Below are 14,870 nucleotides of genomic sequence, written 5' to 3' on the forward strand. Positions count from 1 at the left end.
GTCGAGGAGGACCCTGCGGTGAGCGAGACGAGCCCCAAGCTGCGTGCGGAACTGGACGGCGTTCCCGCCTACGTGCCGGGCAAGCCGGCGGCGGCCGGCGGACCGGTCGCGTACAAGCTGTCCTCCAACGAGAACCCCTATCCGCCGTTGCCCGGCGTCCTGGAGTCGGCGCTCGCCGCGGCGGAGAACTTCAACCGCTACCCGGACATGGCGTGCACCGGCCTGATGAACGAGCTGGCCGACCGGTTCGGGGTGCCCGTCTCGCACATCGCCACCGGGACCGGTTCTGTGGGCGTGGCCCAGCAGCTGCTGCAAGCCACCTCCGGGCCGGGGGACGAGGTCGTCTACGCCTGGCGCTCCTTCGAGGCGTACCCGATCATCACGCAGGTCAGCGGTGCGACGTCGGTCAAGGTGCCGCTGACCGCTGGGGAGGTGCACGACCTCGACGCGATGGCGGAGGCGATCACCGACCGGACGCGGATGGTCTTCGTCTGCAACCCGAACAACCCCACGGGGACGGTGGTGCGCCGGGCCGAGCTGGAGCGGTTCCTGGACCGGGTGCCCAGCGATGTGCTGGTGGTCCTCGACGAGGCGTACAAGGAGTTCATCCGCGACGCCGAGGTGCCGGACGGCATCGAGATCTACCGGGACCGCCCCAATGTGGCGGTGCTGCGGACCTTCTCCAAGGCGTACGGCCTGGCGGGGCTGCGGGTCGGCTTCGCGGTGGCCCACGAGCCGGTGGCCGCGGCGCTGCGGAAGACCGCCGTCCCCTTCGGTGTCAGCCAGGTCGCCCAGGACGCGGCGGTGGCCTCGCTCCGTGCCGAGGACGAGCTGCTGGGCCGGGTCGGGTCGCTGGTCGCCGAGCGCTCCCGGGTGAGCGAGGGGCTGGTGCGCCAGGGCTGGACGGTGCCGGAGTCGCAGGCGAACTTCGTCTGGCTGCGGCTCGGTGAGCGCACCCTCGACTTCGCCGCGGCCTGCGAGCGGGCCGGTGTCGTGGTGCGGCCCTTCGCGGGCGAGGGCGTGCGGGTCACGATCGGCGAGAGCGAAGGCAACGACCTGTTCCTGAAGGCGGCGGAGGCATACCGCGCGGAGCTGTAGCGCGAGCGCTGTGGCGTAGCGGCGGCGGCGCCGTGGCCTCGCCGCCGCTACGCGGGTGCGATCCGGTGGCCCCGGACCTCGAACGACGAGGTCCGGGGCCCTTTGCGTGGGCCTCCGGAAGGAAAGGGGTACCCCCGGCGAAGGGTCCGAAAGTGTGTGCGCCATAATTGCTTGTGAATGTGAACGCGTTCACAAGCGTGCCCCGCTTTCTCCTGTAATCAGGCGGATCAAAGGGGCGAAGCCGGTGTGACCACGGCGATGTAAGGAGACTGACGACGTGGACCTCGCTCTGGCGCCGGAGACCCTGGCGCGATGGCAGTTCGGCATCACCACCGTCTACCACTTCCTCTTCGTCCCGTTGACGATCTCGCTCGCCGCGCTCACCGCGGGCCTGCAGACCGCCTGGGTGCGGACAGAGAACGAGAAGTACCTCAGGGCGACCAAGTTCTGGGGCAAGCTGTTCCTGATCAACATCGCCATGGGCGTCGTCACGGGCATCGTCCAGGAGTTCCAGTTCGGCATGAACTGGTCGGACTACTCGCGCTTCGTCGGTGACGTCTTCGGCGCTCCGCTCGCCTTCGAAGCGCTCATCGCCTTCTTCTTCGAGTCCACCTTCATCGGGCTGTGGATCTTCGGCTGGGACAAACTGCCGAAGAAGATCCACCTCGCCTGCATGTGGATGGTCTCGCTCGGTACCGTCCTCTCCGCCTACTTCATCCTGGCGGCCAACTCCTGGATGCAGCATCCGGTCGGCTACCGGATCAACGAGGAACGCGGCCGCGCCGAGCTCACCGACTTCTGGCGGGTGCTCACCCAGGACACGGCGGTGACCCAGTTCTTCCACACCATCACGGCGGCCTTCCTGGTCGGCGGGGCCTTCATGGTCGGCATCGCGGCGTTCCACCTGGCGCGCCGGAAGCACATCCCGGTGATGCGTACCTCGCTGCGCCTGGGGCTGGTCACCGTCGTGATCGCGGGCATGCTCACCGCCGTCAGCGGGGACAGCCTGGCCAAGGTCATGTTCCGGCAGCAGCCGATGAAGATGGCCGCCGCCGAAGCGCTGTGGGACGGGGAGAACGGCGCGCCGTTCTCGATCTTCGCCTACGGGGACGTCAGCGAGGGCCACAACTCGGTGGAGATATCCCTCCCCGGCGTGCTGTCCTTCCTCGCCAACAACGACGCCGACTCGTACGTACCCGGCATCAACGACGTCAACGAGGCCGCGCAGGAGAAGTACGGGCCCGGCGACTACCGCCCCAACATCCCGGTCGCGTTCTGGAGCTTCCGGTGGATGATCGGCTTCGGCATGGCCTCCTTCGGCCTCGGCCTGCTGGGGCTCTGGCTGACCCGGCGGAAGTTCCTGCTGCCACCGGCGCTGCGGACCGGTGAGAACGACGTGCCGAACCTGGTCCTCTTCCGGAACAAGGCGCTGAGTCCGCGCCTCACCAAGCTGTACTGGGTCGTCGCGCTCTGGACGCTGCTCTTCCCGCTGATCGCCAACTCCTGGGGCTGGATCTTCACCGAGATGGGCCGCCAGCCGTGGGTGGTCTACGGAGTGCTCCAGACCCGCTCGGGCGTCTCCCCCGGTGTCTCCCAAGGCGAGATCCTCACCTCGATGATCGTCTTCACCCTGCTCTACGCGGTCCTCGCCGTGATCGAGGTGAAGCTGCTCGTGAAGTACATCAAGGCCGGGCCGCCCGAACTCACCGCGGCCGACCTCGACCCGCCCACGAAGATCGGCGGCCACGACGAAGAAGACGCCGACCGGCCCATGGCCTTCTCGTACTGAGCGCAGGAGCTGAGAGATGGAACTCCACGACGTCTGGTTCGTGCTCATAGCGGTCCTGTGGACCGGCTACTTCTTCCTGGAGGGATTCGACTTCGGCATCGGCGTCCTCACCAGGCTGCTGGCCCGCGACCGCAAGGAGCGGCGGGTCCTGATCAACACGATCGGCCCTGTGTGGGACGGCAACGAGGTGTGGCTGCTGACCGCGGGCGGTGCGACCTTCGCCGCCTTCCCCGAGTGGTACGCCACCCTCTTCTCCGGGTTCTACCTACCCCTGCTGATCATCCTGTTCTGCCTGATCGTGCGCGGCGTCGCCTTCGAGTACCGCGCCAAGCGGGCCGAGGAGCGGTGGCAGGCGAACTGGGAAACCGCGATCTTCTGGACCTCCCTCGTCCCCGCCGTCCTGTGGGGCGTGGCGTTCGGGAACATCGTGCGCGGCGTGAAGATCGACGCGGACATGGAGTACACCGGGAACGTCCTCGACCTGCTGAACCCGTACGCGCTCCTCGGCGGCCTCGTCACGCTCTCCCTGTTCACCTTCCACGGCACGGTCTTCGCCGGTCTCAAGACGGCCGGCGACATCCGGGTCCGGGCACGCGCCCTGGCGCTGAAGCTGGGACCGGTGACCGCGGTGCTGGCGCTGGGCTTCCTCCTCTGGACCCAGGCCGACAACGGCGACGGGTGGAGCCTGGTGGCCCTGATCGTGGCGGCGGTGTCGCTCGTGGCGGCGATCGGGGCCGTCGCCAAGGGCCGCGAGGGCTGGTCGTTCGGGCTTTCCGGGGTGACGATCGCGGCCGCGGTGGCGATGCTCTTCCTCACGCTCTTCCCGGACGTCATGCCGTCCTCGCTGAACGACGCATGGAACCTCACGGTCACCAACGCCTCGTCGAGCCCGTACACGCTCACGATCATGACCTGGTGCGCGGGCATCGCCACGCCCGTCGTGCTGCTCTACCAGAGCTGGACCTACTGGGTCTTCCGCAAGCGCATCGGCACCCAGCACATCGCCGACGCGCACTGAGTCCGGTGGACCGCTTCGGCCCCGCGCCCTGTGCGGGACCGGGGCGGACACCGATCCCGCAGAGCTCACCGACCCCGCCGGGGGGATGTTTCACGTGAAACCGATCGATCCGCGCCTGCTCCGCTACGCACGGGCCACCCGCCTCTTCCTGGCGGCCGTGGTGGCTCTCGGCCTGGTCGGCGCCCTGCTGGTGATCGCTCAGGCGATGCTCATCGCCGAGGTGGTGGTGGGCGGGTTCGAGGGCGGCCTCACGGTCGCCGCGCTGCGCACCCCCCTGCTCCTGCTCGCCGCGGTCGCCCTCGGGCGGGCCCTGGTCGCCTGGCTCACCGAGCTGGCGGCCCACCGGGCGAGCGCGGCCGTCAAGTCCGAACTGCGCGGCCGGCTCCTGGAGCGGGCCGCCCGGCTGGGGCCCGGCTGGCTGGGCGGGCAGCGCACCGGGTCGCTCGTCGCCCTGGCGACCCGCGGGGTCGACGCGCTCGACGACTACTTCGCCCGGTACCTGCCTCAGCTGGGGCTCGCGGTCGTCGTCCCGGTGGCGGTGCTCGCCCGGATCGTCACCGAGGACTGGGTCTCGGCGGCGATCATCGTCGTCACACTGCCGCTCATCCCGCTCTTCATGATCCTCATCGGCTGGGCCACCCAGTCCCGGATGGACCGGCAGTGGCACCTCCTGTCCCGGCTGTCCGGACACTTCCTCGACGTCGTCGCCGGACTGCCGACACTGAAGGTCTTCGGCCGGGCCAAGGCCCAGGCCGAGTCGATCCGCACCATCACCTCCGACTACCGCCGCGCCACCGTGCGCACCCTGCGGATCGCCTTCCTCTCGTCCTTCGCTCTGGAGCTGCTGGCGACGCTGTCGGTCGCCCTGGTCGCCGTCACCATCGGCATGCGGCTCGTCCACGGCGAGCTCGACCTCTACACCGGTCTGGTGGTGCTGATCCTGGCCCCGGAGGCGTATCTGCCGATCCGGCAGGTCGGGGCGCAGTACCACGCGGCGGCCGAGGGGCTCTCGGCCGCAGAGGAGATCTTCGCGGTCCTGGAGACGGAACCCCCGGCCCCGGGCGGCCAGGGCCTCCCGGAGACGCTCCGTCTGGAGCTGGCGGACGTGACCGTGCGCCATGAGGGCCGCGCAGAGGCCTCGCTGGACGCGGCGTCGCTCACCGTGGAGCCGGGGGAGACGGTGGCCCTGGTCGGACCGAGCGGCGTCGGCAAGTCCACGCTGCTGAACGTGGTCCTCGGGTTCGCCGTGCCCGATGCGGGAAGCGTCCGGGTCGGCGGCCGGGACCTCGCGGACCTGGACCTCGAACGCTGGCGGAGCCGTATCGCCTGGGTCCCCCAACACCCTCACCTCTTCGCGGGGACCATCGCCGAGAACGTCCGGCTCGCCCGGCCCGGCGCCGACGACGAGGCGGTCCTCGCGGCCCTGCGGGACGCGGGGGCGTACGACTTCGTCGCGGCGCTGCCCGACGGGGTGCGCACGCGGCTGGGTGAGGACGGGTCGGGGCTCTCCGCCGGGCAGCGCCAACGGCTCTCCCTCGCCCGCGCCTTCCTCGCCGACCGACCGCTCCTGCTGCTGGACGAACCCACCGCGAGCCTCGACGGCGAGAGCGAGGCGGGCATCGTCGACGCCGTACGCAGACTGGCGGACGGGCGGACCGTGCTGCTGGTCGTCCACCGGCCGGCGCTGCTGTCGGTGGCTGACCGCGTGGTGACGCTGGACGCGCGCCCCGCGGGACCGGGGGGGCCGGAACCGACCACGGACGCCGCCGCCCCGGCCGTCCCGCTGCCGCTCGCCGGCGGCGAGCTCCTGGACGCCCGCCGGGTGAAGGAGCCGCGTGCGGCCGGCGGTTCGCCGCACGGGCCGCGCTCCGGGCGGGTCCTCGCCCGGGTCCGCGCGTCCGCCGGGGCGCAGCGCGGTCAGTTGGCGCTGGCCCTGCTGCTGGGCAGCCTGGCGACCGGGTCCGCCGTGGGGCTCATGGCGGTCTCCGGCTGGCTGATCTCCCGGGCCTCGGAACAGCCGCCCGTCCTCTACCTGATGATGGCGGTCACCGCGACCCGCGCCTTCGGCATCGGCCGGGCCGTGTTCCGCTACGCCGAGCGGCTGGTCTCCCACGACGCCGTACTGAAGCTGCTCGCCGAGTTGCGCGTCGCCGTCTACCGGGGCCTCGAACGCATCGCCCCCGCCGGTCTGCGCACCACGCGCCGCGGCGATCTGCTGTCCCGGCTCGTCGCCGACGTGGACGCGCTCCAGGACTACTGGCTGCGCTGGCTGCTGCCCGCCGGGACCGCCCTGGCGGTGGGAACGGCGGCCGTGGGGTTCACCGGGTGGCTGCTCCCGGAGGCGGGTCTGATCCTGGCGGCCGGGCTGCTGGCCGCCGGGGTCGGCGTACCGCTGGTCAGCGGCGTCTGCGCCCGGCGTACCGAACGTCAGCTCGCGCCCGCCCGCGCCGCCCTGGCCACCCGGGTCACCGATCTGCTCGGCGGTACCGCCGAACTGACCGTGGCCGGCGCGCTGCCCGCCCGGCAGGCTCACCTGCGGGCGGCCGACGCGCTGCTCACCCGGATCGCCTCCCGCGCGGCCGCGGCGACAGCGCTCGGCGGCGGGCTGACCGCCCTGGTCTGCGGGCTCACGGTGGTGGCCGCCGCGGCCGTCGCGGTGCCCGCGGTGGGCGACGGGCGGCTGTCCGGCGTCGCGCTCGCCGTCGTGGTGCTGACCCCGCTCGCCGCGTTCGAGGCTGTTGCCGGGCTGCCGCTCGCGGTGCGGTACCGCCAGCGGGTGGCGCGGAGCGCGGAGCGGGTGTTCGAGGTGCTGGACGCGCCCGTGCCGGTCCGGGAGCCCGCGTCCCCGGCGGAGGGGCCCGCCTCCCCGTTCCCGCTGGAGGTGCGGGGACTCACCGCCCGCTACCCGGGGGCCGGAAACGACGCCCTGGCGTCGCTCGACCTGACGTTGACGGCGGGGCGGCGTGTCGCGGTCGTGGGGCCCTCCGGCTCGGGCAAGACGACGCTCGCCCAGGTCCTCCTGCGCTTCCTGGACGCCTCCTCGGGGACGTACCGGCTCGGCGAGGTCGAGGCGGCCTCGCTGGAGTCGGACACCGTCCGGCGACTGGTCGGACTGTGCGCCCAGGACGCGCACGTCTTCGACAGCTCCATTCGGGAGAACCTGCGGCTGGCGCGCCCCGGGGCCACCGACGACGAACTGCGCGACGCGCTCTCCCGGGCCCGGCTGCTGGACTGGGTCCTGGCCCTGCCGCAGGGGCTCGGCACCCCGGTCGGCGAGCACGGCGCCCGGCTCTCCGGCGGCCAGCGCCAGCGGCTCGCCCTGGCCCGCGCGCTGCTCGCGGGCTTCCCCGTGCTCGTCCTGGACGAGCCGGCCGAGCACCTCGACCTGCCGACGGCCGACGCCCTCACCTCCGATCTGCTGGCCGCGACCCAGGGGTGCGCGACCGTACTGATCACCCACCGACTGACCGGTCTCGACGCGGTCGACGAGGTGCTGGTGCTGGACGCGGGCCGCGTGGTGCAGCGCGGGCCGTACGCGGAGCTCGCCGCCGAGGACGGGCCGTTGCGCCGCATGCTGGAGCGTGAACGGGAGACGGTGGGGGCGGGGGTCTGAGCAGCGCATCGCCGGCAGCGGGACCTTCCGGCAGGCGCACCGCCTGCAACGAGGCATCCCGACAGTCAAACGGAACATTTCCGACTTTCACCTCTTGCCGGCACTCATTAGGCTCGGCCCATGGCAGAGTCCGACCCGCAGGACGCACTCGACGCCGCGACCCGGGCCACCCGCGGCCTCCAGTGCCTGTCCGCCGAGCTGACGGCGCGGGTCCCGCGGCTCCTGGAGGCGATGCGCTCGGTCGGTGCGGGGCTGGAACTCCACTCCACCCTTGACCGGATCTGCGAGACGGCCGCCGAGCTCACGCAGGCCCGGTACGCGGCGATCGGCGTCGTCGACGAGCGGGGCCCGGGGCTCTCGGACTTCGTCACCCACGGCGTTCCGCAGGAGGTGGCCGAGGCGATCGGCCGATGGCCCGACGGGCACTGCAACCTGCTGGGGGCGCTGATCCACGACCCCGCCCCCGTCCGGTCGGCCGACCTGTCCGGAGATCCGCGGCCCGCGGGCTCCCCGCCCGGCCACCCCCGGATGCGGTCCTTCCTGGGGGTCCCCATCCAGGTGGAGGGGGAGGTCTTCGGCAACCTCTGTCTGGCCGAGAAGCAGGACGGGTCCGCGTTCACCGACGACGACCTCCACATGGTCCGCGTGCTCGCCACGGAGGCGGGAACCGCGATCGGCAACGCCCGGCTGTACGAAGCGGCGCGGCAGCGGGAGCGTTGGATCGACGGTTCGGTGGCGGTGACGACGGCGCTCCTGTCGGGCGGCGACGCCGACGACGCGCTTTCCGTGGTCGCCGAACAGGCGCGTCGGCTCGCCGATTCGGGCGCCGGGGTCGTGCTGCTGCCCGCGGAGGAGGGGGGCCTGGAGATCGCCGCTGTGTCGTACGAAGACCCCGCGTCCCTGCTCGGTGTGATCATCCCGGCCCGGAGCCCGGTGGTGCGCCGGCTGCTGGCCGGCCACGCGGTGTTCGTCGACGACGCGGCCACCGACGGCCGGATGGTCACCCAGCTCGCCCGCCGGTTCGGCCCCAGCATGCTGCTGCCCCTGCAGAGCGGCGGCCGGGTGCTCGGGGCGCTGGCGACGCCGCGGAGCCGGGGGGCGCGCCCGTTCACGAAGACCGAGCGGACACTGGCCGCCCAGTTCGCCTCCCAGGCCGCCCTCGCGCTGATGATGGCCGAGGCACAGCGCGACCGGGAGCGGCTGGCGGTGTACGAGGACCGTGACCGGATCGCCCGCGACCTCCACGACCTGGTCATTCAGCGGCTGTTCGCCACCGGGATGATGCTGGAGAGCGCCCAGCGCGGGTCACCGGTCCCCGAGGTGCGAGACGGCGTCGGCCGGGCGGTCGACGAACTGGACGTGACGATCCAGGAGATCCGTACCGCCATCTTCGCGCTCCAGCAGGAACCGGCCGAGGCCCCCACCGGGCTGCGCACCCGGGTGCTGCGGGAGATCAACATGGCGGCCGTCCCGCTCGGCTTCAAGCCCTCGCACCGCTTCGTGGGCCCGGTGGACTCCCTCGTCGGTGAGCTGGCCGGGAAGAATCTCGTCGCCGCGCTGCGGGAAGCCCTCTCCAACGCCTTCCGGCACGCCGCCGCCTCCCGGATCGACGTGGTCGTCGACGCGACGGTGACCCTGGGGGACGGGCGGGGCGCGGTACGGCTCTCGGTCGCCGACGACGGGGTGGGCATCCCGGAGGGCGGCCGACGCAGCGGTCTGCGCAACCTGGCCCGCCGCGCCGAGTCCCTGGGCGGGGCCAGCTGGTACGGGCCGGGTCTCGGGGAGGACGGCGGCGGTACGACGGTGGTGTGGCAGGCGCCGCTGTGAGGAGGCGGCGGGGGAGCCGGGCCGCTGCCCGAGGCCTCAGCGGCTCTCCGCGCGGGCGGCGAGGATGCGTTCGATGACGATCGCCACACCGTCCTCCTCGTTGGTCGCGGTGCGGCCCGAGGCGGCGGCCAGCGCGTCCGGGTGGGCGTTCCCCATGGCGTACGAGGCACCGGCCCAGCTGAGCATCTCGATGTCGTTGGGCATGTCGCCGAAGGCGACCACCTCGGCGGCCGAGACGCCGCGCTCGGCGCAGCAGGCGGCGAGCGTCGTGGCCTTGGAGACGCCGAGTCCGCTGATCTCCAGGAGCGCGGAGGGGCTGGACCGGGTGATGGCGGCCCGTTCCCCGGCCGTCGCACGGGCCAGGTCGAGGAAGGCGTCGGGGGCCAGCTCGGTGTGGTGGGCGAGGAGCTTGAGCACGGGGGCGCCGGAGCCCGGGGCGTCCTCGTGCAGCAGCTTCTCGGCGACGGCGACCGTCGCGCCCGGGTCCAGATGGAACGGCGGGTAGGCCGGCTCGTAGTTGATGCCGGTGGTCAGCTCGACGGCGAAGGAGGTGCCGGGAGCGGCCTCGCGCAGGGTGTGGACGACGTGGAGGGCGGCGTCGCGTTCCAGCGGCCGTACGGAGAGCAGCGCGCCGTCCGCCCGCAGGTCGGTGACCACGGCGCCGTTGGCGCAGATCGCCGTGGAGTGGCTGTGGACGTGGTCCCGGACGACGTCCATCCAGCGGGCCGGCCTGCCGGTGACGAAGAAGACCTCGATGCCCGCCTCCTCTGCTGCGGCGAGGGCCGCGACCGTGCGCGCGGACAGGGTCTTGTCGTCGCGCAGCAGGGTGCCGTCGAGGTCGGTGGCGATCAGCCGGGTCACGGCGGGAAGAGGCGTATCGGTCGCTGAGGTCACCCGCCCATTCTCGCCCACGAGGGTGCACGTGCGTGCGGAGGGGCGCACAGGTGAGTACGTACAGCAGTGAGCTGGAGAACATTCCTTTGGCATATGCCAGCGGGTTGAGGGTGGGTGCCAGGGGTTCGAGAGCGCGTGCGCCCGCGCGCTTAGGGGCGCGGGCGTCAGTCGCGGCCACCCTCCCGGGGCCGGATCGGACAGGAGACACGGCTCCGCCCCGCACCGCCAGGCCCCGGGCGGGACGGCGCCTGCTCCTGGCGCCCGCCGGGACAGCTTCCGCTCCTGGTGCGCTCGGGCAGTCCGGCGACCGCGGTCCCCTGCCGGTCACGGCTCCCTGCTCACGGGGCCACCGCGTCGGCCTCCGGGGAGGCGCGGCAGGGTGCGTGGCCAGTGCCCCGGTGGCATGTCCGTGGCAGCGGCAAGCGCGCGTATCGTCGGGGCATGCGTCTGAGCACGGTGATCCTCCCCGTCGACCGATGGGCCGAAGGACAGAAGAACTGGCGGCAGGCCGAAGACCTCGGATTCCACGCTGCCTACACCTATGACCACCTTTCCTGGCGGAGCTTCCGTGACGGGCCGTGGTTCGGTGCCATCCCCACACTGACGGCCGCAGCGAGCGTTACTCGGAGTATCCGTCTGGGCACCCTGGTCACTTCGCCGAACTTCCGCCACCCGGTGACCCTGGCCAAGGAGCTGATCTCCCTGGACGACGTCTCGGGCGGCCGGATCACGCTCGGCATCGGCGCCGGGGGCAGCGGGTTCGACGCCACCGCCCTGGGGCAGGAGGCCTGGACCCCGCGCGAGCGTGCCGACCGCTTCGCCGAGTTCGTACCGCTGCTGGACCGCCTGCTCACCGAGAACGCGGTGACGCATCAGGGCACCCACTACACCGCGGTGGAGGCCCGCAACATTTCCGGCTGCGTCCAGCGCCCGCGGCTGCCCTTCGCGGTCGCCGCGACCGGCCCCCGCGGTTTGAAGCTCGCGGCGCGGCACGGGCAGGCCTGGGTCACCACCGGCGACCCCAAGCTGTACGCGGAGGGCACCCCGGAGCAGTCACTGGCCGCGCTGCGGGCGCAGAGCGATAAGCTGACGGCTGCCTGCGCGGAGATCGGCCGGGACGCCCGGGAACTGGACCGGATTCTGCTCACCGGTTTCACCCCGGACCGGAACACCCCGCTGGAGTCGGTGGACGCCTTCGTCGACTTCGCGGGGCGCCACGCGGAGCTGGGCTTCACCGAGATCGCCCTTCATGCCCCGATCCCGGATTCGGACTTCGCCACCGACCCGGCCGTGTTCGAGCGCATCGCGGTCGAGGCGCCCGCTCAACTGGGCTGAGGCGCGGGCCCCGGCGTGCCCGCGGGCCGAGGCCGGGGCGTCCGGATTCCCGCGCCGCCTTTTCGCCGTCGCCGCGCGGTGTCCCCCGCCGTGTGCACGTCTCTGGATGTTCCCCTGTTCCTTTCCGGTTCTTTGCCCGGTCCAGGTTTGATCCACAGCCAACTCGCGTTATCCACAGAGGATTTGCTGGTTCTGTGGACAAGCGGCAGTGGATTCAGGGTGCGCGATCTGCTCCGGGGAGGCTGCCCCCGGGCGGCGCCAGGGCGTCCAACGTACGCGCCTGTACCTCGCGTTCGGTCGCCGCCGCGACGAAGGCCGCCACCTGCTCGGGTCCGACGAGTGCCTGCACGGCTCGCGTCGTCCGGGCCGGGAGCAGCACGGCGTGCGTCGCCGCATCATCGACCGCGAGCTGTTCCGCGCCGAGGTGGTGGTGCAGATGCCTGGTGGCGAACGTCCGCATGGCGCGGGCGAGTTCGGCGTCCACGGTCTGCTGGGCCAGCGGGCGGAGGCGGCGCACCAGGGATGCCGCCTCCGCCGCGTCGGAGTCGGTGGGCGGCCGGTGTCCCAGATAGCGGGCGAAGACATGCTCTGTGGTGAACTCCAGGAACCGGGAGGCTATGTGCTCGACCTGGACGCGCAGTTCTCTGAGGTGCCCGGATATCGCGGGCAGCGGCACTCCGGCGGCGTGCAACTCCACAGCCACCGCGAGCTCCTGGGGGCTCGGCACGAGGAACTCGTCCTCTCGTCCGGGGACGGGCTCCAGGACCCCGAGCTCCACGGCCTCGGCGATCGCCTCGTCGTCCTGCGCGCCCCCGAAGCGGGCGTCCAGCTCGCCGCGGGTGATCCGGCCGGCCTCCTCGTCCGTCCACGGGCCGTGCACCTCCGCGGCCAGCCCGAGCACACCGCCCAGCCCCCGCCCCGCGTCCCACGCCTCCAGCAGCTCCTTGATGCTCGCCAGGGTGTACCCGCGATCGAGCAGCTCCGCGATCTGCCGCAGCCGGGCCAGATGAGCCTCCCGGTACACATTGGCCCGCCCCCGCCGCTCAGGTCGCGGAAGCAGCCCCCGGTCCTGGTACGCGCGAATGGTGCGCACCGTGGCCCCGCTGGCGTGGGCCAGGTCCTCGATCCGGTACTCGGTGACGCCCCGGCCCTCCGGTGGCCGGGCCCCCGCCCCGCTCACAGCGGCGGCTTCAGCCGGGCGACGAAGCGCAGCGCCGCCGGGCTCACCCGCGACAGCAGCCGGGCGCCGCGCGCCTCAGGGGTCACCGGGACCACGGCCTGGTTGCGCACGACCGCCCGCAGGACCGCGTCGGCGACCTTCTCGGGCGGGTAGGCGCGCCGGCCGTAGAGCTTGCCGGCCCGCTTCCGCAGCCGCTCCTGCTCCGTCGCGTCCGCCCCCGCGAAGCGGGCGGTGGCGGTGATGCCGGTCGTGACGATGCCGGGGCATATGGCGCTCACCCCGATCGACCGCTCGGCCAGCTCCGCCCGCAGGCACTCGCTGAGCATCAGCACGGCCGCCTTCGAGGTGGCGTACGCGGGCAGGGCGCGTGAGGGCTGGAAGGCGGCCGCCGAGGCCATGTTGACGATGTGACCGCCCTGCCCGCGGTCGGCCATCTGCCTGCCGAAGATCCGGCATCCGTGGATGACGCCCCACAGATTCACGTCGAGGACCTGCTTCCACTCCTCGCCGGTGGTCTCCAGGAAGGAGCCGGAGAGCCCGATTCCGGCGTTGTTGACCAGGACGTCGACGACGCCGTACTCGGAGGCGACGCGGTCGGCGAGCTTCTCCATGGCGGCTTCGTCGCTGACGTCCACCGTCTCGGCCCAGGCCGCCGGCGCTCCGATCAGCCGGCACAGCTCCGCGGTCCGGGCGGCCCCCTCCGCGTCGCGGTCCACCGCCACCACCCGGGCGCCCGCCTCGGCGAACGCGAACGCCGTGGCCCGGCCGATCCCGGAGGCCGCGCCCGTCACCAGCACGAGCTGACCGGAGAACCGCTCCGCGTAGGGGCTCCTGGCCGGCTTCCGCGAGGGCGGGGCCTCCCGCCCGGAGGACTCGTTCGCGGCGACGAACTCGCCGATCCAGGAGGCCACCTGATCGGGGCGGGTGCGGGGCGCCCAGTGCTTGGCCGGCAGCGACCGGCGCACCAGCGTGGGGGCCCAGTCCTCCAGGCCGTCGTAGAGCCGCTCGGAGAGGAAGGAGTCCCCGGTCGGCGTGATCAGCTGGACGGGCGCGTGGGCGTAGGCGTCCGCGCGCGGTCTCCTCAGCCGGGCACGGACGTTGTCGCGGTAGAGCCAGGCTCCGTGCGCCGCGTCGTCCGGCAGCGAGGCGGTGGGGTAGTCGCCCGCCGGAACCCTCTCCAGCCGCTCCAGAACGCGCGGCCACCGCTTGCCCAGCGGTCCGCGCCAGGCGAGCTCCGGCAGGACCGGCGTGTGGAGCATGTACACGTACCAGGACTTGGCTCCCTGGCCGAGCAGCTGGGCGGCCCGGCGCGGGGTGGGCCGGGCCATCCGCTGCTTGATCCAGTGACCGAAGTGGTCCAGGGACGGCCCGGACATCGAGGTGAACGAGGCGATCCTGCCCTCGGTCCGCCCGACCGTCACGAACTCCCAGGACTGGACGGACCCCCAGTCGTGGCCGACCACGTGCACCGGCCGGTCCGGGCTGACCGCGTCGATCACGGCCACGAAGTCGTCGGTCAGCTTCTCCAGGGTGAAGCCGCCGCGCAGTGGTACGGGGGCGGTGGACGCGCCGTGCCCGCGCACGTCGTACAGCACGACGTGCCACTGCTCGGCCAGCCGCTCGGCGACCCGGGACCAGACCTCCTTGCTGTCCGGATAGCCGTGGACCAGCACCACCGTCGGCCGCGCCTCGTCCCCCAGCTCGGCGACGCACAGCTCGACGCCGCCCGTCCGCACACGTCGCTCACGTGCTGTCGACAGATTCACGCCGTCACCCTCTCGTTCGCCCAGCGCCGCACATGCGGCAGGTCGTCGTCCAGCCAGAAGGCGCTCTGTTCGGGGCCCCCGGAGTCGGTGACGACCAGGATCTCCTCGAACTTCGCGCCCGTACCCCTGAATCCGAGCTGGGGTTCGACCGCCCACAGCCACACCCGCTGCGTCCGGGCCGCCTCGCGCTCGGTCACCCCGGGTCTGAGCTGGCCCGACACCGCCTCCGCGCAGGCGTAGGCGAGGCGCTGCACCTCCCGAAATCCCCGCAGCTCGGGGGCCGTTCCGTCCTGGACTGCCACGACCATGCCACCGTCCGTTCCCTGCCGTGTGCGGTACGCGCTCGTAAC

The 14,870-nt window shown here is 72.6% G+C and carries 10 protein-coding genes; 6 read left to right on the plus strand and 4 right to left on the minus strand.

Features of this window, described 5'->3' with window-relative positions:
- Positions 1 to 18: 18 nt before the first annotated feature.
- From hisC to V9U70_RS24810, 5 genes are all read left to right on the plus strand, one after another.
- Positions 19 to 1,098 carry a histidinol-phosphate transaminase gene (gene hisC, locus V9U70_RS24790; protein ID WP_336678674.1) on the plus strand — a complete coding sequence of 360 codons (1,080 nt, stop codon included), beginning with the start codon at positions 19 to 21 and terminating at the stop codon, positions 1,096 to 1,098.
- A 277-nt stretch (positions 1,099 to 1,375) separates the two neighbouring features.
- Positions 1,376 to 2,887 (plus strand): cytochrome ubiquinol oxidase subunit I, encoded by a 1,512-nt coding sequence (locus tag V9U70_RS24795; RefSeq protein ID WP_336678676.1) that lies wholly within the window; start codon positions 1,376 to 1,378, stop codon positions 2,885 to 2,887.
- A gap of 16 nt (positions 2,888 to 2,903) precedes the next feature.
- On the plus strand, positions 2,904 to 3,905 hold the full coding sequence (cydB, locus tag V9U70_RS24800; protein WP_336678677.1) for a cytochrome d ubiquinol oxidase subunit II: 1,002 nt from the start codon (positions 2,904 to 2,906) through the stop codon (positions 3,903 to 3,905).
- Between the two features lie 94 nt (positions 3,906 to 3,999).
- Positions 4,000 to 7,518, plus strand: coding sequence for a thiol reductant ABC exporter subunit CydD (gene cydD, locus V9U70_RS24805; protein ID WP_336678678.1), 3,519 nt, complete (start codon positions 4,000 to 4,002; stop codon positions 7,516 to 7,518).
- A gap of 120 nt (positions 7,519 to 7,638) precedes the next feature.
- Positions 7,639 to 9,345: a sensor histidine kinase gene (locus V9U70_RS24810; protein ID WP_336678680.1), complete on the plus strand. Its 1,707-nt coding sequence runs from the start codon at positions 7,639 to 7,641 to the stop codon at positions 9,343 to 9,345.
- A gap of 36 nt (positions 9,346 to 9,381) precedes the next feature.
- On the opposite strand, the gene V9U70_RS24815 is transcribed toward V9U70_RS24810, so the two are convergent.
- Entirely contained in the window at positions 9,382 to 10,239 is an 858-nt protein-coding gene (locus V9U70_RS24815; RefSeq protein ID WP_336678681.1) for an HAD family hydrolase, read from the minus strand.
- A 441-nt stretch (positions 10,240 to 10,680) separates the two neighbouring features.
- On the opposite strand from V9U70_RS24815, the gene V9U70_RS24820 reads away from it, so the two are divergent.
- Positions 10,681 to 11,574 (plus strand): LLM class flavin-dependent oxidoreductase, encoded by an 894-nt coding sequence (locus V9U70_RS24820; protein ID WP_336678683.1) that lies wholly within the window; start codon positions 10,681 to 10,683, stop codon positions 11,572 to 11,574.
- A 214-nt stretch (positions 11,575 to 11,788) separates the two neighbouring features.
- On the opposite strand, the gene V9U70_RS24825 is transcribed toward V9U70_RS24820, so the two are convergent.
- From V9U70_RS24825 to V9U70_RS24835, 3 genes are read right to left on the minus strand one after another with little or no spacing between them, the layout of a single operon-like run.
- Positions 11,789 to 12,754, minus strand: coding sequence for a MerR family transcriptional regulator (locus V9U70_RS24825; RefSeq protein WP_336678685.1), 966 nt, complete (start codon positions 12,752 to 12,754; stop codon positions 11,789 to 11,791).
- On the minus strand, positions 12,751 to 14,520 hold the full coding sequence (locus V9U70_RS24830) for an SDR family oxidoreductase (RefSeq protein ID WP_336678686.1): 1,770 nt from the start codon (positions 14,518 to 14,520) through the stop codon (positions 12,751 to 12,753). The genes V9U70_RS24825 and V9U70_RS24830 overlap by 4 nt, the downstream gene beginning before the upstream one ends.
- Positions 14,517 to 14,828 (minus strand): hypothetical protein, encoded by a 312-nt coding sequence (locus tag V9U70_RS24835; protein ID WP_336678688.1) that lies wholly within the window; start codon positions 14,826 to 14,828, stop codon positions 14,517 to 14,519. The genes V9U70_RS24830 and V9U70_RS24835 overlap by 4 nt, the downstream gene beginning before the upstream one ends.
- Between the last annotated feature and the right edge of the window lie 42 nt (positions 14,829 to 14,870).

This window comes from Streptomyces pratensis (assembly GCF_037137275.1).
GTDB lineage: Bacteria > Actinomycetota > Actinomycetes > Streptomycetales > Streptomycetaceae > Streptomyces > Streptomyces pratensis_B.